The sequence below is a fragment of the Mesorhizobium sp. M0045 genome (genome assembly GCF_040323385.1).
Classification (GTDB): Bacteria; Pseudomonadota; Alphaproteobacteria; order Rhizobiales; family Rhizobiaceae; genus Mesorhizobium.
The window spans coordinates 75,763-100,599 of sequence record NZ_JAMYUY010000020.1 but is presented as its reverse complement, the minus strand read 5'-3'; the positions used below and the strand labels follow the sequence as shown (position 1 = coordinate 100,599).

Here is a 24,837-nt window from a genome sequence, read left to right as displayed (position 1 = left end):
CAGCGGTGGCCAAGCTGCCCGTCCGGGTCCGCCATCGCGCAGCGGGTTGAGCAGCTTCTCGAAGCGATACCACTTCACCAGACCCGACAATCGATCAAGCGGTGAAGAACCGCCAGCCAATTTGCCGCCCAGAAAAGCCTCCGCCAAGCTCAACTGGCCCATCTGCTTCACTGCCATCGCGATTCCCTCCGAGCTTCGTCTCAGAGAATCACAATCAGCGAATTACGCAACAGGCCCACAAGGGGAGAAGGGGAAGAGGTGCTGCTAGCTATAGCAACCCCGCCTGTTCGGCCTCGTGGCGCAAATTCTGCCTTGGCCTTGGGCCGATCTGCTGGATGACCAGCCCGGCCGCCAGCGAGCCGAGGTCGCCGCACTGCTTCAGGCCGCGGCCTTGCGTGTAGCCGTAGAGGAAGCCGGCGGCGTAGAGGTCGCCGGCGCCGGTGGTGTCGACCAGCTCGCGGATCCTGGTCGCCTCGATGGTGACGGTCTCGTCGCCGCGCACGATCACCGAGCCCTTTTCCGAGCGGGTGACGGCGGCGATCTTGCAATCCTTGCGGATCTGCGCCAGCGCCTCGTCGAAGGACGCGGTCTGGTAGAGCGACTTGATCTCGTGGCTGTTGGCAAAGACGATGTCGACGGTGCCGGAGCGCATCAGATCGAGGAACTCGTCGCGGTAGCGGTCGACGCAGAACGAGTCCGACAGGGTCATCGACACTTCGCGCCCGGCGGCATGGGCGAGTTTCGCCGTCTGCCGGATCGCTTCCTTGGCGCGCGGCGGATCCCACAGATAGCCCTCGAAATAGGTGACCGCGGCGCCCGACGCCTTGTCGGCCTCGACGTCCTCCGGGCCGAGTTCGACGCAAGCGCCGAGATAGGTGTTCATCGAGCGCTCGCCGTCCGGCGTGACGAAGATCATCGAGCGCGCCGTCGGCGGTTCGCCGTTGAGCGGCTTTGTGTCGAAGGCGACGCCCTGGGCATGGATGTCATGCGCGTAGATTTCGCCGAGCGCGTCGTTGGAGACCTTGCCGAAGAAGGCGGCGCGACCGCCGAAGGAGGCAACGCCCGCCGCCGTGTTGCCGGCGCTGCCGCCCGAGGCTTCAATGGCCGGGCCCATGCGGCTGTAGAGCAGTTCGGCGCGCTTCGTGTCGATCAAATTCATGGCGCCCTTGATGATGCCGTTGGTCTCCAGGAACGCCTCGTCGCACTGGGCGATGATGTCGACGATGGCATTTCCGATACAAAGCACGTCATATTCCGGCATCAATTCATGTCTCCGCCAAAAGCCACCGGCTTTCTGCCACGCCGGGCGCGGGCGGGTCTAGCGGTTTGATGCGGCTTTGCCTAGCGGCGATCCGACGAATGTCAGCATAGCGACCATCGTTGGATGGCGGCCGAAGCATTTCCCGCGGGCCTGGCTTACAAGCATCGCTGAGATGAGCGATGCCCAGAGGTTCCAGCCGGCCATGTCCATGAAAACCGACACCAGGATCGAGCTGGTGCTGCTCGTCGTATTGGCGGTGCTGTGGGGCGCATCCTACAGCTTCATCAAGATCGGCGTCGCGACGATCCCGCCGGTAACGCTGATCGCCGCGCGAACCCTGATCGCGGGTGGCATCCTGTTCGCCTTGATCCGCTGGCGCGGGCTGGCCTTGCCGGGTGATGCCGCAAGCTGGCGCCGGTTTGCATTCCAGGCATGCCTGAACAGCGTCGTGCCGTTCACGCTGATCGCTTGGGCCGAGCGCTCGCTGGATGCCGGGCTGGCCACGATCCTGAATGCGACCTCGCCGATCTTCACCTTCTTGCTGACCGCCCTGATCACCCGCCATGAACCGGCGACCATGCGCAAGCTGTTCGGTGTCGCGGCGGGAATCGCCGGAAGGAAGCCGCGCTTGCGACTTGGGCGGTCTCCGCCTATTCGGAGATATCAGCCACGGGCATGTTTGACAGGGAATTGGAAACGCCGTGATCCTCGATGCCGCCCGCGCCGCCTTGAGCCGGCTATTCTCGCCCGAATTCCGTTCCGTGTTCGTGAAGACACTGGGGCTGACCTTGCTGGCACTGGCGGCGCTGTGGTTCGGAATAAAGAGCCTGTTCGAATGGCTGGCCTGGCCGTGGATCGATGCATGGCTGCCCGCCCTTCCCTCCTGGGCCGGATGGCTGGGCGCCGTTGTCGCCGGCGTCGGCCTTGCGCTGGGGCTGGCGCTTTTTATCGCGCCGGTGACGGCGATCATCGCCGGCCTGTTCCTTGACGACGTCGCCGAAGTGGTCGAGCGCACCGACTATCCCAACGATCCGCCCGGCCGCGCCGTGCCGGCGCTGCGCTCGCTGGTGCTGGCGATCAGGTTCTTCGGCGTCGTCATCCTCGGCAACATCATCGCTCTGCTGCTTCTGCTGGTGCCGGGCATCAACATCGCCGCTTTTTTCATCGTTAACGGTTATCTGCTCGGGCGCGAGTTCTTCGAGTTCGCCACCATGCGCTTTCGCCCGGAGGCCGAGGCCAGGGCGCTGCGCAGAAAGCACGCGGTCACCGTATTCCTGGCCGGGCTGGTCGTCGCCGCTTTCCTGGCCGTGCCGCTGCTCAATCTTTTGACGCCGCTGTTCGCCGCCGCCATGATGGTGCATCTGCACAAGGCGATCTCGGCGCGGGAAGCGAGCTAGCGCAGCAGGAAACCCCTGCCCAGTTCATCATCGTCCTCGACGATGAATTCGGCCCGTCCTGAGTAATAGGCGCGGCCGCCGACGCGGGCGATGATGGCATCATGCGGCCCGGCTGTGGCCGTGCGTGCGACCGCGCCGGAAAAGCGCGAGCCGGCGATGCTCTCGAACAGCCGCGTCCGGCCAATCTCGATCTGGCCTTTGGCGTGCATTGCCGCCAGCCGCGCGGTGACGCCCGAGCCGGTCGGCGAACGGTCGACCTCGGCTTCGGCGAAAACGCAGATGTTTTTGGTCGGCGTATCGGAGAACGCATCCTGTCCGTCGGTCAGGATGGTGCCGTAGAGAAAGGCGAGATCTGCATGGTCGGGATGCGACAGCGGCAATTCGGCCTTGAGCTTATCGGTCAGCGCGGTCGCTGCATCGACGAAATCGCGCACCCGGTTCCTGCCGAATTCCAGCCCGAACTGGCGGCAGTCGGCGAGCGCATAGAAGGCGCCGCCATAGGCGATGTCAAAGCCGACCGGACCATAGCCCGGCAGCTCGATCCGCCGGTCGCGGGCGAACAGAAACGCCGGCACGCTTTCGAAGGACACCGCACCGGCCTTGCCATCCCTCACCTCGACCGCAGCCGAGATCAGCCCGCATGGCGCCTCGATGTTGACGGTCGTCAGCGGCTCGCGTGGCGCCACCAGCCGCTCGTCGACGGCGTATCGGCCGAGCGCGACGATGGCGTGGCCGCACATCGTCGAATAGCCCTCATTGTGCATGAACAGCACCGCGAGGTCGGCGCCCGGCAGGTCGGGCTCCACCAGCAGCGCGCCATACATGTCATAATGGCCGCGCGGCTCGAACATCAGGATCTTTCTGAGATGATCGAGATGGTCGCGCACATAGGCACGCTTTTCGAGGATCGTGCCCTTGGGAATGTCGGGGTAGCCGCCGGTGACGATCCGCAGCGGCTCGCCGCCGGTGTGCATGTCGACGACGGTGAGGGTCATTCGCTGGGCCCGACCTAGGCTGAAGATTTGGCAAACAGCGCCTGCAGCTTGCCGAACGGCATGGCGGCGCGGGTGAAGCCGAAGGTGCCATCCTGCTGGATCTCGCGCGCCGCGGTCTCCAGCATGCCGAAGGCGAAATTGGTGAGCCATGGACCGAGCGAGACCCGCTTTACCCCCGCCGTGGCCAGGTCGGCGATGGTGAAGCCGGGCCTGGCCATGACGTTGACCGGCTTGGTCAGCGCCGAGCAGACGGTTCGAACCATCTCGATGTCGCCCAGCCCCGGTGCATAGAGCACGTCGGCGCCGGCCTTCTCGAAGGCCTGCAGCCGCTTGATCGTATCGTCAAGATCGGGCTTGCCCCACAGGAAATTCTCGGCCCGCGCGGTGAAGACGAAATCGCGTTTCAGTGCCCGTGCCGATTCTGCCGCCGCCGCGACGCGCTCGACGGCATGCGCAAAATCATAGATCGGCTTGTCGGGCTCGCCAGTATGGTCCTCGATCGAGCAGCCGGCGAGGCCAGCCGCCTCGGCGGCGAAGATGGTCTCGCCGGCACTTGTTGCGCTGTCGCCCTTGCCCTTTTCGAGATCGGCCGAAACCGGCAGCCCGGTCGCCGCCGACACTTCACGGCAATGATGGATCATCGCCTCGAACGTCACCGCACCGTCGGGCAGGCCGCGCGAAAAGGCAAAGCCGGCGCTGGTCGTGGCCAGCGCCTTGAAGCCGAACGAAGCCAAGAGCTTGGTCGTCCCGACGTCCCAGGAATTGGCCATGACGAAGATCGAGGCATGCAGGTCGCGAAAAATCTTACCCTTGTCCATGGATGCTCCCCTCCAGTGCAGAATGTGAGGCAAATTCTAGCCCGGCGGAAGGCGCCGGGCAAACAAATGCGGTTGGCTCAGAAGCGTTTGGCGTTGTCATCTGCCAATCGGTCCAGCGCATCGGAATCCTTGACGTAGCGCGAAGCATTTTCGTCCCAATGATAGGTGACGGAAATGTCGCGCGAAGACGCCTTTGGCGGCTGCTGGCCGTCGCAGCTTTCTTCTCCCGGTAGCGTCGCGTCGGTCACTGTGACCTTGATGGCTGCATAAGGCTGGCCGTCGGCGATCACCTGGAACGCCGCATTCTGTGTCCTCCTATGAGTGCAGAGGTTGTCGTCGAACGTATAGATCATGTCGATCAGCTCGAACCTGTCGTTGCGAACCATGATCAGCGGCGTGATGCCATAGCCCTGGCTCGAATTGAAATGCATGCTCATGCTGATGATAGCGTCGTCACCAGGCCCGATCGCCAGCTTGCCCGGATCGCGAAGATAGGTGATGCGGTCGACGGCGACATTGACCGCGTCGAGCAGCGCCGGCTTGCCGGTGATGTCGTAGAGTGCCAGCACGGCATAGCCCTCGGCGCTGTCAGGCGAGTCGCCAAGGTCGAACAGCATGGTCAGCCGCTCCTTGCCGCCGGCCTTGATGCCGAGCACGCCGGCGTTGGAAAGACCCGACGTCGCCGGCGGGGAGCCGCCGTAGTCCGGACCAGCGATGTGGCGCATCTCGATCGGCGTCGAACCCCGGAAAAAGCCGTCCTTGTCCGCGGCCAGATCGGGAATGACCATCCTGGCGAGGTCGAGATAGGTGACATCGCCGTGGCCGGGGACAGCGCTGCCGAGCTCCGCGAAACTGACGGCCTCGGCGCTGGCCGTCGTCCAAAGACAAGGCAGCAGCAGGCAGGCAAGGATGAAACGAAACAGGGAGAAGGCCATGCGCGCGCTCGTTATGTCGGGCGCGCGCAAGCTAGAGCATTTTGCGGCCAAGAGGAAACACCTGGCGTTGCCTCGCTATGTTGGTTTGGCTTCGGTCGCCAGGGTCTGCTGGAAAACAGGCACCAGCTGATCCATGGCGGCTGCGAGCCACGCGCCGAGTTCGTCCGGCAGAGTGTCATGGATCCAGACCAGGCGGCTCCGGCCCTCGCCCTCGGCAAAGACCTGCATGGAGGTGTTATCGTGGGTGACCTCATCGCCGAGCCATCCCCACACGATGCGTCGGCTCTGCTCGTCGCGGGCGATGAGCCGCTCTCGCACAATCTTGCCGTCGGCGAAAGTAAGGGCCCGTACGTCGTCCTCATCCACCCTGCAGTCGACGAAAACGCCTGGGGCTATCCGTTGGGCGCCGCCGGCGAAGTCGCCGACCGTCGCCCATACGCTTTCCTGTGAAGCATCTACGATGATTTCCCTGACTATCGAAGCCATGTTCGCCTTTCCTTCATTAGTAGGTAGACCTGTCTGTCTACATATGGATGTATACAGACCCGTCTGCTATATAGTCAAGGCATGTCCGCAGCCCGAATCAACGATCGTCCCGAAAGTCTTGCGCGTCGTCGCATCCTCGATACGGCGACCGCGCTGTTTTCTCTGGAGGGGGTGCGCGCAGTCGGCATCGACCGCATCATCGCCGAGGCCGGCGTTGCCAAGGCGACGTTCTATCATCATTTCGCGGCCAAGGACGATCTCGTCCGCGCCTACATCGAGGAGCTCAGCAAGGGAGGACGGGCGGCAATCGCGAAGCTTGGCCGGCGGCCACCTCGCCAGACGATCCTTGCGATATTCGATCTCATCGCCGATGCGGCAGATCAGCCGGGCTACCGCGGCTGCCCGTTTCAGAATGCCGCCGCTGAATATCCAGATCCCAGCAGCCCGGTTCGCCAGGCGATCGATCAGCATCGTCACTGGAAGTGGGGTATCCTCAGGGATCTGCTGATCGCGGACGCAAATCCCGATCCGGACCGCACAGCGGACGCGCTAACGGTGGCGGCCGACGGGCTCCTTGTCGTCAGTCATCTCGACAGGCCGGCCAAGCTGCGCAGTCTCATACGCGACACGGTCGACCGAGTACTTGGAGCCCCACGCCCGGTCTGAGACGGGATGCGCATCCAGCCTGCGCAAAGGCGGTCAGTGGATCGGCACCAGCCCGGCCAGTTCACGCATGTCGTCGAACAGGATACCGCCAGCTTCGATCAGTCCATCGCGGTCGGAAAGCGGGTCGCCGTGGTAGGAATAGACGCGCATGCCGGCGGCGATGCCGGCTGTCGTCCCGGCGACGCTGTCCTCAATGACGATGCAGTCGGCGGGCGCGAAGCCCATCGTCGCTGCCGCATGCAGGAAGAGGTCGGGGAACGGCTTGCCGCGCGAGACCATGGTCGAGCTGAACAGCGCATGCTCGAACAGCGGCAGCAGCCCGGTCTGGCCGAGTGTGATGTGCATTTTCGACACCCGTGCCGACGAGGCGACGCAGGTGGCGATGCCTGCGGCGTGCACGGTTTCGATGAACTCGCGAACGTAGGGGATGGCCTCGACGCCATGCGCGAACAGGTCCGGCAGGCCGGCGTTCCAGCGCTCGACAAAATCGGCGCCAAGGCTGACGCCGGTCGCCTCGACTTCCTTCTGCACCGAGACCATGCTGCGGCCGGAGAAATTCTTGCGGCAATATTCGAAGCTGGCCGGAAAGCCTGCCGCGGTCAACCATTCGGCGAGGCGCCGATTGGCCAGGTTCTCGGTATCGACCAGAACCCCGTCGCAATCGAAGATGACGAGTTTGGGTATTTTCATCAAGCAGTGCCGGTCGATCCGAAGCCGCCCGAGCCGCGCGCCGTGCCGCCGGCCAATGTGCGCTCCTCGACGGTCGCCTGCGTTACCGGGGCGAAGACGATCTGGGCGATCCGCATGCCGCGCGTCACCGCGAAATCCTCGTCGCCGAGATTGATCAGCAGCACCTTGACCTCGCCGCGATAGTCGCTGTCGATGGTGCCCGGCGTGTTGAGGCAGGTGAGCCCGTGCTTGAAGGCGAGGCCCGAACGCGGCCGGACCTGCCCTTCGACGCCCTCCGGAATTTCCAGGACCAGCCCGGTCGGCACCAGCGCGCGCTTTCCCGGCAGGATCAAAAGCGGCCTGTCGTCGGGGACGGCGGCGCGCAGGTCCATGCCGGCGGCGCCCGAGCTCTCATAGGCGGGAAGCGGCAAGCCCTCGCCATGCGGCAGCCTGACGAAACCGACAGCCGGACCGATGACGGAGGTAGGATAAGGTGCTGCGCGCATAAGGCTGATCCTATCGTCGCGAACGCCGGTTCAGTCAACTCGGCGGCAATGCTATCAACGGCTTTCTTTCAGCGCAGTTCCGCCTCAGCGCAGTTCCACCGGAACGACCGTGGTCTCCTTGATCTCCTCCATGACGAAAGAGGCCGAAACGTCCGACAGCGCCACCTTGGCGATCAGCCGCTGGTAGAGCCGGTCATAGGCCTTCACGTCGGCGACGCGGGCGCGCAGCACATAGTCGAGATCGCCGGACATGCGGTAGGCGCCGGTGATCTCGGCAAAGCCGGTCACCGCCGCCCGGAATCTTTGCAGCCAGTCGGGATCGTGGTTCGAGGTGCGGATCAGGATGAACACCGAGAGGCCGAGTCCGAGCTTGTCGGCGTCGACCAGCGCCACCCGACCGGTAATGATGCCGTCTTCCTCCAGCCGCTTGACCCGGCGCCAGCAGGCATTGCGCGACAGCGATATTCTTGCCGAGAGCTGGTCGACGGACAGCGTGCCGTCGCGTTGCAGCTCGGCCAGCAATCTCCGGTCTATTTCGTCGATTTCCGCCCTCATGTGGGATGTTTGTCCCAAAATGTGGCTTTAGACAAGGACAATTTGAGACCTACGAACCTGATAGCCGTGGCAGGATATTGATCGCTGGCTCTTCATGCCGGCAGGAGGGATCGACATGACAGCACGGCTCGCAAGACTTTTCACCTCTCACCCGGCCGCGGTCGGCGAGAGCTATTTCGGCCATATGGCTTTCGCCGCATGGTTCTCGTCACGATTGTTCATGGCGGCCTTTGCCGCGCTCATTCATGCTTTCTTGCCGTTTCTGTTCGAGACCACGGCAAGCGGCATCATCCGTGAGCTCTACGAACGGACGCATAACCGGGGGCGGTAAGCCGTAGAGGTGCCGATCGCGGCGAGGCCGCGGTACAGCGCCCCCTCAACACATCCCGGCAGCGCAATCCCGATCAAGCGCCGCCGTCGTCGAAATGCCGAGCCAGGCTTGAAGCCGCGCCGCAATCCACCATTTTGAGGAGCGCGACGCGATAAGCCCGGAGCGGTCATGATGGATATCGTCTTTTCCTCGACCACCAAATTGGCCGCGGCCATCCGCGACCGTACGGTTTCCGCAATAGAAGTGCTGGACGAGCATCTGGCGCAGATCGACAGGCACAATGAGGCGGCCAATGCCGTCGTCACGCTCGACAGGGAGGAGGCTCGCGCTCGAGCGAAGAAAGCCGACGAAGCGCAGGCGCGCGGCGAGGCACTTGGGCCGCTGCATGGCCTGCCGTTCACACTGAAGGACACGCACGAAACCGCTGGCATGAGGACCACCGTCGGCTTCCCGGCCTTCGCCGACTATGCCCCGAGGGCAGACAGTTCGGTCGTTGCCCGGCTAAAGGCGGCAGGCGGCATACTGGTGGGCAAGACGAACGTGGCGACAATGCTCGGTGACTGGCAGTCGAGCAATCCGCTATTCGGCCGCACCGGCAATCCCTGGGATCTCCAGCGCACCGCCGGCGGCTCCAGCGGCGGTGCGGCGGCGGCGCTCAGCACCGGAATGACGCCGTTCGAGGTCGGCACCGACATGCAGGATTCGATCCGGCTGCCGGCCGCCTTTTGTGGCGTCTACGGCCTCAAGCCGACCGAGCACCGCGTCTCGCTCGCCGGCGCCTTTCCCGATCCAGGCGGGGCGCCGCGCAGCGTGCGGCTGATGTCCTGCCTCGGACCGCTGGCGCGCAGCGTCGAGGACCTGGCGCTCATCTACGGCCTCATTGCCGGGCCGGATGGAAGCGATACCGACCTTGCGCCGGTACCGGTCCAAACCATGCCGGAGCTTGACCTCAAAAATTTGCGCATTGCCGTCGCGCCGTCCTTTCCGGGCTTTCCAGTGGCCGGCGAGATCAGCGCGGCGGTCGAAAGTCTGGCAACAGAGCTTCGGGCTGCGGGCGCCATCGTCGAGGAAGCCGAATTGCCGGAGCTCGACCTGCACGACGACCTGAAGCAGGGCGGCGTCCTGATCGGCATGATGCTGGAGGCGGCGCAGCCCGAACCGCCGGAGAAGCCGACGCCGGTCTCGCGCTGGTTCGAGGCGCTCGCCCGCCGCGACCGCTCCATCCTGGCATGGGAACGGTTCTTCGACGGTTGCGACGCCTTGCTGTGCCCGGTCGCCATGGTCACCGCCTTCCCGCATTGCGAGCCGGGAACGCCGATCGAGGTCGACGGCGAGAAGCAAAGCTACTGGATACTGCCGGCCTACGGCGCAGTGTTCAACTACAGCGGCCATCCGGCACTGTCGCTGCCCTGCGGACAGGATCGCGACGGCCTGCCCGTCGGACTACAGCTTGTTGGCAAACGCTGGTCGGAGTCGCGCCTGCTCGGGATCGCCAGCGCAATCGAGCCGCTGGCCGGCGGCTTTCGCCGCCCGCCCGGTTATTGAGTAAACCGCGCCAGCCCGTAGGGATCAAGCAACGGATCGCGCTCGCCGTCGAGGATTTCGCGGGCGGCGAACAGGCCGACGGCCGGCGCCAGCGTGATGCCGGAATGCATAACGGTGACGTAGACGCCGCCCGTGCCTTCGGCGCGGCCTATGATGGGAAAGCCATCGACCGGCGTCGGCCGGTAGCCAATGGTGTGGAAATCGAGTTCCAGCCCATCCGCGCCGCGCAGCATCGCCTTCATCGCTGCAAACAGGTCGCGGGCGGTGGCCGCGGCATCCATGCCGGGATCGGCGCCGCCGAAATCCGAGCCGGCGATGACGCGGCGTTCCGCCGTCTGGCGCATATGCAGGCGGTCGCCGATCACCAGCCCGTTGAGCAGCTTTTCGTAGGGGCGCGAATGCACGATCAGGCCGGGTGGCGTCTCGATCGGCAGTTCTATTCCGGCTGTTGCCGCTAGTGCAGGAGAGCCGGCTCCGGCCGCGATCACCACCTCGTCGGCAGCAATCCGCCCGCCGGATGTATCGACGCCGGCAATCCTGCCGTTGGCCTGCACAAGCGCGGTCGCGGTAACTCCCGTCAGCAGCCGCGCGTCGCGCCGTTCGGCGTCGGTCAGCAACGCTTGCGTAGCAGCGACCGGTTCGGCGACACCTTCCTTGGCGACATAAAGGGCGAAGTCGGGAAGCTCGGTCAGGTTTGGCTCGATGCGGGCCGCTCCGGCACGGTCGACACGCTCGATGCCGTAGCCCCATAGGGGATGTTCGGCGGCATAGGCTTCCAGTTCGGCCGCGGGCAGGTCCCAGCACAGGCCACCGCACCATTGCAACGGGATGCCCGGCACCTCGTTCGCCAATCGCGTCCATTCGGCCATCGATCGAGTCCGTAGCCGGAAGTAAGGCTGCGGATTACCCCAACTGGCATTGATCCAGGCAAAGGAATTCGGCGTCGCGACGCCGCCGGCACCGCTGCCGGCAATGACCGTCACCTTTGCTCCGGCCCTGGTCAGGTGCCAGGCGATGGAGGCGCCGATGATGCCGGCGCCGATGACGATGACTTGTTTCGCCGCTGCCATGCTTCACTCCTCGTTCCAACGCCACCGCTGCGATGCCATTGCCCGTGGGTTCTGCCAAGAGCGCGCGGTATAAAATATGCTTCTTGACTTTAATACGTACGTACGTATTATACCGGCATGGCTAGACATTCACTTCGCGAAAAACTTCTCGACGCCGGTTTCAAGACCATCTGGAGTTCCGGCTATTCGGCCGCCGGCGTACGCGATATCGTCGCCGCGGCCGATGCCCGCCCGGGGTCCTTCACCAATCATTTTGCCTCCAAGGAGGCGTTCACCGGCGAGGTGCTGGACCGCTATTTCGCCTATGTGAGCGGTTTGGTGGAGCAGGCCCTTGCCCGGGACGGCACGCCCCCGGTCGGGCGCTTGCGCCGCTATCTCGAAATCATCACCTCGAAACTGGAGGCGCATGATTGGGCACGGGGCTGCATGATCGGTAATCTCAGCCTCGAGACGGCAGCTCACAGTGAGGCGCTGAGGCTGCAACTCGTCGCCATTTTCGAACGCTGGCGCAAGCCCTTTGCCGAATGCATCGCCGAGGGCCAGGCGGCCGGCGATATCACCGACGCGTTCGATGCCGAGGATCTCGCCGATTTCCTTTTGAGTTCCTGGCAAGGCGCGATGCTGCGCATGAAGGTGGAGCGCAATCCCGAACCGCTCGAGCGTTTCAAGAACATCGTCTTCAAAACAGTCTTCGCAAAAAGGAGCTGATCCGATGAACCCGAAACTCGAAAAGCGCAGAATGTTGCCGCGCTCGCAAGTCGCGGTACTCGATTCCACCATTTCCTATGTCGAGGCAGGCAAGGCTGGCCCGACAGTACTCTTCCTGCACGGCAACCCGACGTCGTCCTACATCTGGCGCGACATCATCCCGCATGTAGCGCCGTTCGGCCGCTGCATAGCGCCCGACCTGATCGGCTATGGCCAATCCGGCAAGCCGGACATCGACTATCGCTTCTTCGACCACGTCCGCTATCTCGACGCTTTCATCGAGGCGCTTGGCATCACCGACATGGTGGTCGTCGCGCAGGACTGGGGTACCGCCCTTGCCTTCCATCTCGCCGCCCGGCGGCCGCAGCGGATCCTCGGCCTCGCCTTCATGGAATTCATCCGCCCCTTCGAGAGCTGGGACGATTTCCACCAGCGTCCGCAGGCGCGCGAATTGTTCAAGGCAATGCGCACGCCTGGCATCGGTGAAAAGCTTGTCCTGGAAGACAACGTCTTCGTCGAAAAAGTGCTGCCGGCCGCTGTGCTGCGCACCATGAGCGATGAAGAAATGGCCGCCTACCGGGCGCCGTTCCCGACGCCACGATCGCGCAAGCCGATTCTGCGGCTGCCGCGGGACCTGCCGATCGAAGGCCAGCCTGCCGACGTCGCCGCCATCAGTGAGAACGACCATCGGGCGCTCCGGGCTTCCTCCTACCCGAAGCTGCTTTTCTCAGGCGATCCGGGCGCCCTCGTCTCGCCGCAGGCGGCACGGGAATTCGCAGCCGGCCTAAAGAACTGCCGGTTGATCGATCTCGGACCCGGCGCGCATTATCTGCAGGAGGACCATGCCGAAAGGATCGGTACCGCCATTGCCGAGTGGATTCCCGAGATAGCCTTCGAGAGCCATGCCGCCGAACCGGCGTGACGTTATCGCGCCGCCGTAGCTTCTTACGCGGGTGCCTCTCTATTTGTGCCGCCGAGCAGCGCCTTCAAGGTTTCGTATCGGCGCATAAGCCGTGACGAATCGACTTTCCTTGCGACCGTCAGCACGGTGCCAAGTTCCAATTCTGCGCCGGTGCGATCACCCAGTTGAATGAGCAAAGCCGCAAGCGAGAGCCGGGCGTCGGCGGCATTAACCGCCGAACCGATCTCATTCCAGCGCGAGTATGCAACTTGCAGTTCTCCAATGGCCTCGGCCAAGCGGCCTTCCCGTATGAAAAGCTCGGCCTTGGCTTCCGAGGTGAGCGCCCGGATAGATGCCATCGGCCAGCGCTGTGGCTGGGTTTCCAGTTCGGCGATGACCTGCTTCGCGCGCTCCAGTCGATCCGTTCGTGCCGCCACCTTTGCCAGAGTGGCGAGAATCAAACCCCGACGCTGCAAGGTCGGCCAGGCGGACCCGATCAGGGACCGCTCGAGAGCGCTGAACGCGGCTTCTGCCTGTCCTTGCTCGAGCTGCAGCAATGCAAGGCCCGGCTGAGGGTCCCAGCCGACCGCATGGGCGCCACGATACGCAGCTTCCGCCTCGGTGAGGTCCCCTGCCGCAAGATGGATGTCGCCTAACACGCGCAACGCGTCGCCCATCGCCCAAGGCGCATCGAGCGCAAGTTGGTCGAGGGCGGTGCGCACCAATGCTTCCGCTTCCTTCAGCGTGCCGTGCACGCCGAGCACCTCGGCCCGATGCAACCGGCACGAGCCCGACAGATCCTCTAGCCCGTGGCCCCTGCACCAATTCTCGTAACCGAGGGTCCACTGGTTTGCTCTCGACCAGTCGCCGATATTTCGGCAGGCCCAAAGGACGTTGCAATAGAGAATTCCGCCGACCACCGGATCGACGTCGCTGGACAAACCGAGGGCGGCGGCGGCGTCCTGATCTTCCAGTCCGGATTGGGTGTCGCCAAGGCAAAGCTTGAAAAAACCGCGATAGACAAGGCCGAGCGACTCCACGACCGGATCTTCCAGATGTTTGCCGACGACGCAGGCCTGCTCGGCAAACGCCAGCGCCTGTTCCGGTTCCGCGTCCGCGGCCTTGATCCGCGACCCCATCCAACACCAAAGGCCGTGCTCCCGGCTATCGGTGGCGGTGCCGATCAATGCTGCCGCGCGCTGATGCCAGCCCTTGGCGACGGCAAGCTCTCCTCGCTCTAGGTGGATCCGCGCAAGTGTGATTGCCGGAGCAGCGGCCCGCGAACCTTGCCCAGCAATGCTGTATGCCCTCACGGCACGCGTCAGCGGCGGGATGGCTTCGGCCGGCCGCCCCATGCATTCCAGAGCCAGCGCCCATTCCTCGAGATCGGCGGTGACCAGCTCGTCGGCAGTGTCCGCTTCGGCGAACAAAGCCGCGGCCTCATACCATTTCCTGGCCGAAGCAGCCGCCCGCGCGGCCAAGATCTGCAAGCTAGCGCTCGAATGCGCAGTCGACGGATCAGGGAGAGTCGGCGCTCGTTCCGAAACGGCTGGCGGATCGAGACACATCCGGTAGCCGAACCGCGGCAGGTTGCGCAGTGCCGTTTCCATGCCGCCCTGGCGAAGGATGCTGCGAGCCAGGCTGGCAACACGCTGCAGCGAGGCTTCGGTCACCGTGACGCCCGGCCACAGCGTTTCGAGCAACTCTTCCTTGCTCAAAGCCCGGCTCCGATGGCGCAGAAGAATGGCGAGGAAATCGAAGACCAGAGGTTGCGCCTCGATCTCCCTGCCGGCGAGGCGAAGACCGCGAGCTTCCTCGTTCAGCTCGAAGTCACCGAAGCAATACATCCCCATCGGCAGCATTCCTCCTACGACAATGGGCAAAGGATCAGAAGAAGATAAGAGCGGCGTAAGGACTGTTGGCCGCCCCTCCTGTCATTCTCCATGTGCCTGGCCGGCCAAGGAGCATTTTAGCTCAGCAACCCCGGGGATGTCATCGGCAGCGATCGGCCGTCCGGCGACATTTGAACCCAACACAAGGAAACTAGGAAAATGCATAAGTACATCATTGAAAGGGACATTCCGAAGGTCGGCACTTTCGAGCGAGAGCAGCTTCGCGAGGCATCCAAGGCTTCGAACGCTGTTCTTGCCGAACTCGGCCCGGAAATTCAGTGGGTGGAGTCGTTCGTTGCGGATGACAAAACGTTCTGCGTCTACCTCGCGAAGGACGAAGCGATAATCCAGCGCCATGCCAAGATGAGCGGCTTCCCGGCCACAAAGATCACACAGGTGAAGCGCCTGTTCGATCCAACGACCGCCTACGCTCAGGCCTAGCAGGGAGGGACGGATCGTGAAGCTCTTTTCAGATATTGTGCTCGCCGTGGCAATCTCGGCATTCTTCTGCGGCGCGGCGGATGCTCATGACATACCTGACCCGGTCCTCAACCGGTCGCGGGAGATGGCGGCCAAATACCTCAGCATCGAGGTCGCCAAAGCCGACGGTTACCAGCAGTTGTTCGAATGCACGACACATGACGAGCACGGCACGATGGGTGTACACTTCATCCATCCCGGTCGTGCCGGTGACGGCAAGCTGGTGCTCGGCGAGCCGGACGTGCTGACCTACGAACCTGAGCCCGACGGCTCCATGCAGCTCGTTGGCATGGAATATATAGTCTTCGAGAAGGACTGGAAGGGCAAGGGTGTTCCCGAGTTTCTCGGACGCACTCTCCAGCGCAAGACGACGGTGGGCGTTCATCCCGTGGACCCCTACTACGAGCTTCACGTCTGGCACTGGCGGCACAATCCGGCCGGCATGTTCGCCGACTGGAACCCTTATGTGAGCTGCGAACACGACATGTCTTGACTGGTGTTACGCAGCGCCCAGGAGGGCCATTGCATGGCTCTCCCAACATTCCGCGGCCGACATCTCGGAACCGTGTCTCCCATCCCTCGAACCACAGGAAATATTGCCATGCTGATCGGACATACAGAGCCGGATTTAATCGCCGATCATCCCGATAGTTCGCGGTTCGTCGCCGCAATCGTCGAAATGTGGCTCGCCGTTCCACGCGCCTTAGCCCGCATCATCCGCATCCGGCGTGACCGCGCATTGCTTTACGAACTGCCGGACTACCTGTTGCGCGACGTCGGCATAAACCGCTCGGAGATCCAGTCGATTACCTGGCTCGGCGGCAGGGGCGTCGGCCACCAGCCACCCTTACCAGAAGCAAATCATGGTAGCGTGGACATAGCGGGAGAGTATCTTCTCATCTGAACAGCCGCAATCTGTGCCGTTGGCTCGCTAGGACAGGGTCCTATTCGGTCGCAACGACAAACCGGCATGTCCCTTCGGCCGAGCCCATTAGCCCAAAACCGTCGACAGGCAGAGAAAGCGCTGCTAAAAGCCCGCGCCACAGACAGGATTCCATGAAATTGGCTGAATACATCGAACAAGCGGTATCGCGCCGCCGCACTTTCGCGATCATTGCTCACCCCGACGCCGGCAAGACGACGCTCACCGAAAAGCTGCTTTTGTTCGGCGGTGCGATCCAGCTTGCCGGCGAGGTCAAGGCCAAGAAGGACCGCATCCAGACCCGGTCCGACTGGATGAAGATCGAACGCGAGCGCGGCATTTCGGTGGTCACCTCGGTGATGACCTTCGAATATGAGGACACTGTCTTCAACCTGCTCGACACGCCCGGCCACGAGGATTTCGCCGACGACACTTATCGCACGCTGTCGGCGGTCGACAGCGCGGTGATGGTCATCGACGCCGCCAAGGGCATCGAGCCGCGCACGTTGAAACTGTTCGAGGTCTGCCGGTTGCGCGATATCCCGATCATCACCTTCGTCAACAAGATGGACCGAGAAAGCCGCGACCCGTTCGACATCCTCGACGAGATCGAGCAGAAGCTGGCGCTTGATACCGCACCGATCACCTGGCCGATCGGCCGCGGCAAGACCTTTTGCGGGACCTACCATCTGGCGCTGAATGCTGTGCGCAAGGGCGACGCTGAAAAGGAGCGCACGCCGGTCAACGGCCCCGATTCCAACCGTGTCGCCGGTCTCTTGCCGGAGAACGACCGGGAGGCTTTCATCGAGGAGCTGGAGCTGGCGCGCGAGGCCTGCCGCCCGCTCGATCTGGAAGCCTTTCGCGAAGGCCATCTGACACCGGTCTATTTCGGCTCGGCGCTGCGCAATTACGGCGTGCGCGACCTGATCGAGGCGCTCGGCGCCTATGGGCCGCCGCCGCGCGCGCAGGAGGCCGACACGCGCAAGGTCGAGGCGACCGAGGACAAGATGACCTCCTTCGTCTTCAAGATCCAGGCCAATATGGACCCCAACCACCGCGACCGTATCGCTTTCGTCCGCGTCTGCTCCGGCAAGCTCGAGCGCGGCATGAAGGCCAAGCTGGTGCGCACGGGGAAGCCGATGAGCCTGTCGGCGCCGCAATTCTTCTTCGCCCGCACCCGCGTCACCGCCGACGAGGCGTTTGCCGGCGATGTCGTCGGTATTCCCAACCACGGCACGCTGCGCATCGGCGACACGCTGACCGAAGGCGAGGAGATCCTGTTTCGCGGCGTGCCGAATTTCGCGCCGGAAATCCTGCGCCGCGTCCGCCTCGGCGACGCGATGAAGGCCAAGAAGCTCAAGGAGGCGCTGCACCAGATGGCCGAGGAAGGCGTCGTGCAATTGTTCTCGCCGGAGGACGGCTCGCCGGCCATCGTCGGCGTCGTCGGCGCCCTGCAGCTCGATGTCCTGAAAGAGCGGCTGAACTTCGAATACACACTGCCGGTCGATTTCGAGATGTCGCGCTTTTCGGTCTGCCGCTGGATCTCGGCCGACGACAAGGCCGAGCTCCAGCGCTTCATCGAGGCGCATCGCGGCGACATTGCCCGCGACCTCGACAACGATCCGGTGTTCCTCGCCCAGCACGCCTTCTCGCTCAACTACGAGGCCGAGCGCTGGAAGGCGATCCGCTTTGCGGCGGTAAAGGATTATCAGGTCCGCGACAAAGCGGCTTGATGCGCCCCTTCCCTTCTCCCCTTGGGGGAGAAGGTGTCGCCGAAGGCGACGGATGAGGGGTGTTCCAGGAAACACCAACGTCTCATTCCGTCCAGCATCCCTCAACCGTCTCGGCGCTTCGCGCCGATCCACCTTCTCCCACAGGAGGGAAGGCAAGACCGCGTTCGTTCACCCCCTGGCTGCCTCTTCGATCTTGGCGATGTCGATCTTGCTCATCTGCATCATCGCCTGCATCACCCGGCCGGCCTTTTCCCTGTCGGGGTCCAGCAGCAGCTTGGGCAACTGCTCGGGAACGACCTGCCAGGAGAGGCCGAACTTGTCCTTCAGCCAGCTGCACTGGCTGGGCTCGCCACCGCCGGCGATGAGCCTGTCCCAGAAATAGTCAACCTCTTCCTGCGTCTTGCAGTCGATGGAGAGCGAGACTGCCTGGGTGAACTTGAATTGCGGCCCGCCGTTGAGCGCCTGGAACTGAACGCCGTCGAGCTCGAATGAGACCATCAGCACCTTGCCCTCATTATCGCCGCTGCCCTTGGGCCAGCGCATCACGCTCAGCACCTTCGAATTCTTGAAGATGGAGATGTAATGGTTCATGGCCTCCTCGGCCTGGTCGTCGAACCACAGGCAGGGGGTGATCTTTTGCATTCTCTTGCTCCTCGGACTGGTTTTGGCTTTGTTTTCACTCGCAAAACGGCCGGCTGGCGATTGATGCCCGGCCCCGCCGTCTGCCTAAGGACGCTCGAGCGAGACCCGATCCGACAACACCTCTGACTTTTTTACGGCCTGGACCGGCTGCGTCTTTGGCTGGCGCTCGTTCCGCGCCCTGGCGCAGCGCAAAATTGTGGCCAGACCAGAGCTTGGCGTCTATAAGGCCTGCGGCTCAATTCCGGTTTTCCGCGCCTGTGCGGCGCGAGCAGACAGCAAGGACAGTTCAATGCCCGCCTACCGTTCCCGCACCACCACCCATGGCCGCAACATGGCCGGCGCTCGCGGTCTGTGGCGCGCCACCGGGATGAAGGATTCGGATTTCGGCAAGCCGATCATCGCCGTGGTCAATTCCTTCACCCAGTTCGTGCCGGGCCATGTCCATCTGAAGGACCTAGGCCAGCTGGTTGCCCGCGAGATCGAAAAGGCCGGCGGCGTGGCCAAGGAATTCAACACCATAGCCGTCGACGACGGCATCGCCATGGGCCATGACGGCATGCTCTATTCGCTGCCGTCGCGAGAATTGATCGCCGACTCGGTCGAATACATGGTCAACGCGCATTGCGCCGACGCCATGGTCTGCATCTCGAATTGCGACAAGATCACGCCGGGCATGCTGATGGCGTCGCTGCGCCTCAACATCCCGACCGTCTTCGTCTCCGGCGGGCCGATGGAGGCCGGCAAGGTGGTGCTCGCCGGCAAGAGCCAGGCGCTTGACCTGGTCGACGCCATGGTCGCGGCCGCTGACGACAAGGTGTCCGACGAGGACGTCAAGATCATCGAGCGATCGGCCTGTCCGACCTGCGGCTCGTGCTCGGGCATGTTCACCGCCAATTCGATGAACTGCCTGACCGAGGCGCTCGGCCTGTCGCTGCCCGGCAACGGCTCGACGCTGGCGACGCATGCCGACCGCAAGCGCCTGTTCGTCGAGGCCGGCCATCTGATCGTCGATCTCGCCCAGCGCTATTACGAGCAGGACGACGACACCGCGCTACCGCGCAGCATCGCCTCGAAGGGCGCCTTCGAGAACGCCATGACGCTCGACATTGCCATGGGCGGCTCGACCAACACCGTGCTGCACATCCTCGCCGCGGCACATGAGGGCGAGGTCGACTTCGCCATGGAAGACATCGACCGGCTGTCGCGGCGGGTGCCGGTGCTGTGCAAGGTGGCGCCGGCCAAGGCCGACGTCCACATGGAGGACGTCCACCGCGCCGGCGGCATCATGGCGATCCTCGGCCAGTTGGATAGCGCAGGGCTGATCAACCGCGACCTGCCGACGGTGCACACCGCAAGCCTCGGCGAAGCGCTCGATCATTGGGATATCTCCCGCACCTCAAGCCGGAATGTCCGCGACTTCTTCCTCGCGGCACCCGGCGGCGTGCCGACGCAGGTCGCCTTCAGCCAGGACCGCCGCTGGGACGATCTCGATCTCGATCGCGAGACGGGCGTCATCCGCTCGGCCGAACATCCTTTCTCAAGGGATGGCGGCCTTGCCGTGCTGAAAGGCAATCTCGCGCTCGACGGTTGCATCGTGAAGACGGCCGGTGTCGATGAATCGATCCTGAAATTCACCGGTCCGGCAAGAGTGTTCGAAAGCCAGGACGCCAGCGTCAAGGCGATCCTGTCGAACGAGATCAAGGCCGGCGATGTCGTCGTTATCCGTTATGAAGGCCCGCGCGGCGGCCCCGGCATGCAGGAAATGCTCTATCCGACCAGCTATCTCAAATCGAAGGGCCTCGGCAAAGCCTGCGCACTGATCACCGACGGTCGTTTTTCCGGCGGCACCTCCGGCCTGTCGATCGGCCACGTCTCGCCGGAAGCGGCTGAAGGCGGGCTGATCGGGCTGGTCAGGGAAGGCGACACGATCGAGATCGACATCCCCAACCGCACCATCAGGCTTGCCGTCGACGACGCGGAGCTCACCGCCCGTCGTGCGGCGATGGAGGCGAAGGGACCAACTGCCTGGAAGCCCGAGGAAAAGCGCAAGCGCAAGGTGACGACGGCCTTGCGCGCCTATGCGGCGATGGCGACAAGTGCCGCCAAGGGGGCGGTGCGGTACGTGCCGGAATAGGGCCTTTCCTTCTCCCCTTGTGGGAGAAGGTGGATCGGCGCGCAGCGCCGAGACGGTTGAGGGGTGCTGGACGGAGTGCAGGGGATGCCGAGCTGGAACACCCCTCATCCGACCGAGCTTCGCTCGGCCACCTTCTCCCACAAGGGGAGAAGGGAAAGCCGCGCCTGAAGGTTCCGCCTTGCGGTAGCACGCTGCATGGAAAGAAATGCCTTTTTGAACGAGGTGGCGATAGATGGATTTCGACCTTGTGGTGCGCGGCGGCACGCTGCCCGACGGCAGGATCGCCGATATCGGTATCGTCGGCGAAACGATCGCAGCGATAGAGCCCGAGCTGAACGTCAGCGCCGGCACGGCGATCGATGCCCGTGGCAATCTGGTCTCGCCACCTTTCGTCGATCCGCATTTCCATATGGACGCAACGCTTTCGCTCGGCATTCCGCGCATCAATGTCTCGGGCACGTTGCTCGAAGGCATCTCGCTTTGGGGCGAGCTGAAGCCGCTTCTGACCCATGAGGCGGTGCGCGACCGTGCGCTTGCCTATTGCGACTGGGCGGTGTCGATGGGCCTGCTCGCGATCCGAACCCATGTCGATGTTTGCGACGACCGCCTGCTGGCGGTCGAAGCGCTGCTCGACGTGAAGAAGACCGTTGCCCCCTATATCGACCTGCAATTGGTCGCCTTCCCGCAGGACGGCTTCTATCGCTCGCCGACGGCGCGCAGCAACACCATCCGGGCGCTCGACATAGGCGTCGATGTAGTCGGCGGCATTCCGCATTTCGAGCGCACAATGGCCGACGGCACGCGCTCCGTCACCGAGCTCTGCGAGATCGCGGCCAAACGCGGCCTGATGGTCGACTTGCATTGCGACGAGACCGACGATCCGCTATCGCGCCACATCGAGCAGTTGGCCTATGAGACGCAGCGGCTCGGGTTGCAGGGCAGAGTGGCCGGCTCGCACCTGACATCGATGCATTCGATGGATAATTACTACGTTTCGAAGCTATTGCCGCTGATTGCCGAGGCCGGCGTTTCGGCGATCCCCAATCCGCTGATCAACATCATGCTGCAGGGCCGCCACGACACCTTTCCCAAGCGCCGCGGCCTGACGCGGGTCAAGGAGATGCTGGCGCACGGCATCCGCGTCGGCTGGGGCCAGGATTGCGTGCTCGACCCCTGGTATTCGCTGGGCACCGCAGACATGCTCGACGTCGCCTTCATGGGCCTGCATGTCGCCCAGATGTCGAGCCCGGCCGAGATGGCGCGCTGCTTCGACATGGTCACCAACGTCAATGCCGCCATCATGGGCCTCGACCACCTTGGCCTGGCGGTCGGCAAGCGCGCCAGCCTGGTCGTTCTCGATGCCGGCAACCCAGTCGAGGCGCTGCGGCTGCGCCCAGAGCGTCTCTGCGTCATTGCCAGGGGCAAGGTGGTGGCCGAGCGCAGCCGGCAGGACACGCGGCTTTCGATCGCCGGAAGGCCGGGCACGGTGAACCGGCGCCACGCTTAGTCCAGCCGATTTCCGGCGCTGGTCTTACCGAATTCTCGATTTTCGCCTCGTCACGGCCGCAGCTTGCGACTACGACGCGGGTCACCGTACCCCACGGCGAGGAACCGGTAACGGAATGGCGCAGCCCGCAGCCCAGAATTCGACGATCAGGAACGTGCTGCTGGCCGGCATCCTGCTGATGCTCGCCGGCGACTTCCTGTTTGCGCTGAACGATGCGATGGGCAAGTGGCTGGTCGCCAGTTTTTCCGTCGGCCAGGTCGTGCTGATCCGCTCGATCGGCGCGTTTTTCATACTCGGGCCGATGATTGCACATCAAGGGGCGGCCAAGCTGTTTCTCATGGAGCGGCCGGAGCTGCAGCTGCTGCGCGTGGTGATGACGACGCTTGATACGGCGCTGTTCTACGCGGCGGTCGTCTATCTGCCGCTCGCCGATGTGATGAGCTTCTACATGGCCGGGCCGATCTACGTCGCGGCGCTGTCGCACTTTTTGCTCGGCGAAAGGGTCGGCTGGCGCCGCTGGGCGGCTATCCTGGTCGGTTTCTGCGGCGTGCTGATCATGCTGAAGCCGTCGTCGGCCGCGTTCTCGCTGTCCTCGATGTTCGCGCTCGCCGGCAGCATTTCCTTTGCCTTCGCCATCATCCTCAATCGGCGGCTGCGCGGCACCAGCGACACTTCGCTGGTCACCTGGCAAACCATCGGCACGCTGCTGGTCGGCGCTGCGCTGACCCTCGGCAGCTGGAGGACGCCGTCCTCGCTCGATTTCGGCGCCATGCTGCTTCTCGGCATCGTCTCCTGCGGCGCGCATCTGATGATCACCAGGGCGTTGAAGCTGGCGCCGGCCTCGACCTTGGCGCCGCTGCATTACAGCCTGCTGTTGTGGGCAGTGGTCTTCGGCCTCGCCTTCTTCGGCGATGTGCCTGGGCCGCGCATCCTGATCGGCTCGGCCATCGTCGTGCTGGCCGGCCTGTTCATCTTCCACCGCCAGAAGGTGGTCGACACGGTACCGCCCGAAAACGTACCGAAGGGTGTGAATTAACCCCGGCGCACCGCCGCGAGATGCCGCGAAAATTCCGGCATCTCCATCAGTGCCTTGCAGCGCGCAAACCGGCCGTCTGCATAGGCGCGAAAGTCGTCGGCCGGATTTTTGTTGGCAAGCTGGATCAGTCCCCACAGCGTCCACAAAAGGTCGCACATCGCCTTGTAGATGACGATGCGGGCGCGCTCCGCCGGTCTCGGCTCGCCGCCGAAATAGGCCAGCATCATTTCCTCGTCCTGCGCGGCGTCGAATTGCCCTTCGACGCTGAGGTCGCCGAGATCCCAGAGCGGATCGTTCATGCCGGAATATTCCCAGTCGACGATCCACATCCTGTCGCCCGTATCGAGAAAGTTTTCGCAGAGCGGGTCGCAGTGGCAGGCGACGATCGGCAGAGGTTGAGCCGCAAGTGCTGAGCGCACTGCCTCCGCCTCGCGGACCACATCGTGGTAGCCGGCAGGCAGCGCGACGTCCTTGGTTGACAGCACTTTCAGATAATCGTCGATCATCGCAAACAGCTCGAAGCGGAAGGGGAACACCGCGCCGGATGTGTGCAGCTTGCGAAAGGCCTTGCCGGCGCGTGCCGGGCTGCCCGCTCGGGTCTTGAATTTTTCCGGCGACATCGTCTCGGCGCCGGCGATGAAGCGGGTCACCAGCACGCCCGTCTCGGCATCGACATGCAGCACTTCCGGGCTGACGCCGGCCTTTGCCGCTTCCCGGGCCGCCACTGCCTCGTTGGCGCGGTTAATGTATTCCTCGGTACCCTTGCCGGGGATACGCAGGCAGAAATCCTTACCCCTGAAGACGAGGTTGGTCAGGCCGCCGAGCCGCTCCAGCGGGCCGTCATAGCCGGCCAGCATCGGAATGGCCGCAAGCGCGGCGCGTGCCTGCTCATCCGCCATGGCTTTCGCTCCTTTTCCCATCTTTATCGTCGCGACGACGGTTCCACAGTTTTCGCCGTTTGGCTATCATCGCGTAGCGGATCAATACCAGGCGACGGAACAGCAATGACGGACAGCAAACAGCAGAGCGCACTCGCCGCAGCCTATGCGGCGAAGCGGCCGGAAGACGTAGCCGCGCTCTACGACAGCTGGGCCGGCACTTACGACGCCGACATGTCGGCGGCCGGCTATCGCCATCCCACCATCTGCCTTGCCTTGCTGGCCCGCCATCTGCCGCGCGGCGCCGCACCTCTGCTCGATGCCGGCGCCGGCACCGGGCTCATCGGCGAGTGGCTCGCCATTACCGGTTATCCGCAGGTCGAGGCGCTCGACATCTCGGAAGGAATGCTGGCGCAAGCGGCGCGAAAGGGCGTCTATTCGGCGCTTCACTGCCTGGCGCTTGGCGGGCCGCTCCCCTTCGTGGATGATGCCTATGCCGGGATCATCTCAGCCGGCGTCTTCACGTCGGGCCATGTCGGAGCCGAGGGTCTGGACGAGCTGATCCGCATCTGCCGGCCGGGCGGAGTGATCGTGCTGACGGTGAAGAACACTCTGTGGGACATGGGTTTTGCCGCGCGGATCGCCGAGCTCGAGGCGCAAGGCATCGTCACCCGCGCCGAGGAGACGCCGCCCTATGTCTCGATGCCAGGCGAGGCCGATACGGTGCCTAGCCGGGGGCTGGTGCTCATCGTGAACTGAGGCTGAAATCG

26 protein-coding genes and 1 pseudogene are annotated in these 24,837 nt (G+C 63.8%); 15 read left to right on the top strand and 12 right to left on the bottom strand.

Annotated elements, in window-relative coordinates:
• Positions 1-268: 268 nt before the first annotated feature.
• On the bottom strand, positions 269-1,261 hold the full coding sequence (locus tag NKJ72_RS25280; protein ID WP_352479882.1) for an adenosine kinase: 993 nt from the start codon (positions 1,259-1,261) through the stop codon (positions 269-271).
• 208 nt (positions 1,262-1,469) lie between these two features.
• On the opposite strand from NKJ72_RS25280, the pseudogene NKJ72_RS25275 reads away from it, so the two are divergent.
• Positions 1,470-1,877, top strand: a pseudogene (locus NKJ72_RS25275) (DMT family transporter); the annotation flags it as partial.
• Positions 1,878-1,962: 85 nt separating this feature from the next.
• Positions 1,963-2,658 (top strand): sulfate transporter family protein, encoded by a 696-nt coding sequence (locus tag NKJ72_RS25270; protein WP_352479881.1) that lies wholly within the window; start codon positions 1,963-1,965, stop codon positions 2,656-2,658.
• Here the strand turns inward: NKJ72_RS25270 and NKJ72_RS25265 are convergent.
• The 4 genes from NKJ72_RS25265 to NKJ72_RS25250 all read right to left on the bottom strand — a co-directional run bounded on the left by NKJ72_RS25265 (position 2,655) and on the right by NKJ72_RS25250 (position 5,892).
• Positions 2,655-3,653 (bottom strand): proline racemase family protein, encoded by a 999-nt coding sequence (locus tag NKJ72_RS25265; RefSeq protein WP_352479880.1) that lies wholly within the window; start codon positions 3,651-3,653, stop codon positions 2,655-2,657. The genes NKJ72_RS25270 and NKJ72_RS25265 overlap by 4 nt on opposite strands.
• 14 nt (positions 3,654-3,667) lie before the next feature.
• Positions 3,668-4,471: an isocitrate lyase/PEP mutase family protein gene (locus tag NKJ72_RS25260; RefSeq protein ID WP_352479879.1), complete on the bottom strand. Its 804-nt coding sequence runs from the start codon at positions 4,469-4,471 to the stop codon at positions 3,668-3,670.
• A 77-nt stretch (positions 4,472-4,548) separates the two neighbouring features.
• Entirely contained in the window at positions 4,549-5,406 is an 858-nt protein-coding gene (locus tag NKJ72_RS25255; RefSeq protein ID WP_352479878.1) for a hypothetical protein, read from the bottom strand.
• A gap of 75 nt (positions 5,407-5,481) precedes the next feature.
• Positions 5,482-5,892 (bottom strand): SRPBCC family protein, encoded by a 411-nt coding sequence (locus NKJ72_RS25250; RefSeq protein ID WP_352479877.1) that lies wholly within the window; start codon positions 5,890-5,892, stop codon positions 5,482-5,484.
• Between the two features lie 81 nt (positions 5,893-5,973).
• Here NKJ72_RS25250 and NKJ72_RS25245 point away from each other — a divergent pair, with 81 nt between their 5' ends.
• On the top strand, positions 5,974-6,558 hold the full coding sequence (locus NKJ72_RS25245) for a TetR/AcrR family transcriptional regulator (RefSeq protein WP_352479876.1): 585 nt from the start codon (positions 5,974-5,976) through the stop codon (positions 6,556-6,558).
• 33 nt (positions 6,559-6,591) lie between these two features.
• Here the strand turns inward: NKJ72_RS25245 and NKJ72_RS25240 are convergent, their stop codons facing one another.
• The 3 genes from NKJ72_RS25240 to NKJ72_RS25230 form a co-directional block, all read right to left on the bottom strand.
• Positions 6,592-7,248 (bottom strand): HAD family hydrolase, encoded by a 657-nt coding sequence (locus tag NKJ72_RS25240; protein WP_352479875.1) that lies wholly within the window; start codon positions 7,246-7,248, stop codon positions 6,592-6,594.
• Entirely contained in the window at positions 7,248-7,733 is a 486-nt protein-coding gene (gene dut / locus NKJ72_RS25235) for a dUTP diphosphatase (protein ID WP_254816143.1), read from the bottom strand. The genes NKJ72_RS25240 and dut overlap by 1 nt, the downstream gene beginning before the upstream one ends.
• A gap of 84 nt (positions 7,734-7,817) precedes the next feature.
• A complete protein-coding gene (locus NKJ72_RS25230; protein ID WP_352479874.1) occupies positions 7,818-8,288 on the bottom strand; it encodes an Lrp/AsnC family transcriptional regulator in 471 nt (156 codons plus the stop codon).
• A 115-nt stretch (positions 8,289-8,403) separates the two neighbouring features.
• On the opposite strand from NKJ72_RS25230, the gene NKJ72_RS25225 reads away from it, so the two are divergent.
• Together NKJ72_RS25225 and NKJ72_RS25220 are read left to right on the top strand one after the other, a co-directional pair.
• Positions 8,404-8,619, top strand: a complete 216-nt coding sequence (locus NKJ72_RS25225) for a DUF6356 family protein (RefSeq protein WP_023717932.1) — start codon at positions 8,404-8,406, stop codon at positions 8,617-8,619.
• 171 nt (positions 8,620-8,790) lie between these two features.
• Positions 8,791-10,164: an amidase gene (locus tag NKJ72_RS25220; protein WP_352479887.1), complete on the top strand. Its 1,374-nt coding sequence runs from the start codon at positions 8,791-8,793 to the stop codon at positions 10,162-10,164.
• On the opposite strand, the gene NKJ72_RS25215 is transcribed toward NKJ72_RS25220, so the two are convergent.
• Positions 10,158-11,234 carry an NAD(P)/FAD-dependent oxidoreductase gene (locus tag NKJ72_RS25215; protein ID WP_352479873.1) on the bottom strand — a complete coding sequence of 359 codons (1,077 nt, stop codon included), beginning with the start codon at positions 11,232-11,234 and terminating at the stop codon, positions 10,158-10,160. The two genes, NKJ72_RS25220 and NKJ72_RS25215, sit on opposite strands and share 7 nt — an antisense overlap.
• Before the next feature lie 117 nt (positions 11,235-11,351).
• Here NKJ72_RS25215 and NKJ72_RS25210 point away from each other — a divergent pair, with 117 nt between their 5' ends.
• Positions 11,352-11,942: a TetR/AcrR family transcriptional regulator gene (locus NKJ72_RS25210; RefSeq protein ID WP_352479872.1), complete on the top strand. Its 591-nt coding sequence runs from the start codon at positions 11,352-11,354 to the stop codon at positions 11,940-11,942.
• Between the two features lie 4 nt (positions 11,943-11,946).
• Entirely contained in the window at positions 11,947-12,864 is a 918-nt protein-coding gene (locus NKJ72_RS25205) for a haloalkane dehalogenase (RefSeq protein WP_352479871.1), read from the top strand.
• 23 nt (positions 12,865-12,887) lie between these two features.
• Here the strand turns inward: NKJ72_RS25205 and NKJ72_RS25200 are convergent, their stop codons facing one another.
• Complete coding sequence (locus NKJ72_RS25200) at positions 12,888-14,690, bottom strand: winged helix-turn-helix domain-containing protein (RefSeq protein WP_352479886.1); 1,803 nt, start codon at positions 14,688-14,690, stop codon at positions 12,888-12,890.
• A 204-nt stretch (positions 14,691-14,894) separates the two neighbouring features.
• On the opposite strand from NKJ72_RS25200, the gene NKJ72_RS25195 reads away from it, so the two are divergent.
• The 4 genes from NKJ72_RS25195 to NKJ72_RS25180 all read left to right on the top strand — a co-directional run bounded on the left by NKJ72_RS25195 (position 14,895) and on the right by NKJ72_RS25180 (position 17,870).
• The gene (locus NKJ72_RS25195; protein WP_254816139.1) at positions 14,895-15,176 is read left to right on the top strand and encodes a DUF4242 domain-containing protein; all 282 of its coding nucleotides are present in this window, start codon (positions 14,895-14,897) and stop codon (positions 15,174-15,176) included.
• 16 nt (positions 15,177-15,192) lie between these two features.
• Positions 15,193-15,708: a hypothetical protein gene (locus NKJ72_RS25190; RefSeq protein WP_352479870.1), complete on the top strand. Its 516-nt coding sequence runs from the start codon at positions 15,193-15,195 to the stop codon at positions 15,706-15,708.
• Positions 15,709-15,816: 108 nt separating this feature from the next.
• Positions 15,817-16,119 carry a YjiS-like domain-containing protein gene (locus tag NKJ72_RS25185; protein ID WP_352479869.1) on the top strand — a complete coding sequence of 101 codons (303 nt, stop codon included), beginning with the start codon at positions 15,817-15,819 and terminating at the stop codon, positions 16,117-16,119.
• Between the two features lie 152 nt (positions 16,120-16,271).
• Positions 16,272-17,870, top strand: coding sequence for a peptide chain release factor 3 (locus tag NKJ72_RS25180; RefSeq protein WP_502901893.1), 1,599 nt, complete (start codon positions 16,272-16,274; stop codon positions 17,868-17,870).
• Between the two features lie 168 nt (positions 17,871-18,038).
• Here the strand turns inward: NKJ72_RS25180 and NKJ72_RS25175 are convergent, their stop codons facing one another.
• The gene (locus NKJ72_RS25175; RefSeq protein WP_254816135.1) at positions 18,039-18,512 is read right to left on the bottom strand and encodes a VOC family protein; all 474 of its coding nucleotides are present in this window, start codon (positions 18,510-18,512) and stop codon (positions 18,039-18,041) included.
• A gap of 289 nt (positions 18,513-18,801) precedes the next feature.
• Here NKJ72_RS25175 and ilvD point away from each other — a divergent pair, with 289 nt between their 5' ends.
• From ilvD to NKJ72_RS25160, 3 genes are all read left to right on the top strand, one after another.
• A complete protein-coding gene (ilvD, locus tag NKJ72_RS25170; RefSeq protein WP_352479867.1) occupies positions 18,802-20,646 on the top strand; it encodes a dihydroxy-acid dehydratase in 1,845 nt (614 codons plus the stop codon).
• Positions 20,647-20,878: 232 nt separating this feature from the next.
• Complete coding sequence (locus NKJ72_RS25165; RefSeq protein WP_352479866.1) at positions 20,879-22,153, top strand: amidohydrolase family protein; 1,275 nt, start codon at positions 20,879-20,881, stop codon at positions 22,151-22,153.
• Between the two features lie 115 nt (positions 22,154-22,268).
• On the top strand, positions 22,269-23,189 hold the full coding sequence (locus NKJ72_RS25160) for a DMT family transporter (RefSeq protein WP_352479865.1): 921 nt from the start codon (positions 22,269-22,271) through the stop codon (positions 23,187-23,189).
• Here the strand turns inward: NKJ72_RS25160 and NKJ72_RS25155 are convergent.
• Complete coding sequence (locus NKJ72_RS25155; RefSeq protein WP_352479864.1) at positions 23,186-24,088, bottom strand: phosphotransferase; 903 nt, start codon at positions 24,086-24,088, stop codon at positions 23,186-23,188. The genes NKJ72_RS25160 and NKJ72_RS25155 overlap by 4 nt on opposite strands.
• 105 nt (positions 24,089-24,193) lie before the next feature.
• On the opposite strand from NKJ72_RS25155, the gene NKJ72_RS25150 reads away from it, so the two are divergent.
• Positions 24,194-24,826: a class I SAM-dependent DNA methyltransferase gene (locus NKJ72_RS25150; RefSeq protein WP_352479863.1), complete on the top strand. Its 633-nt coding sequence runs from the start codon at positions 24,194-24,196 to the stop codon at positions 24,824-24,826.
• Positions 24,827-24,837: the final 11 nt, after the last annotated feature.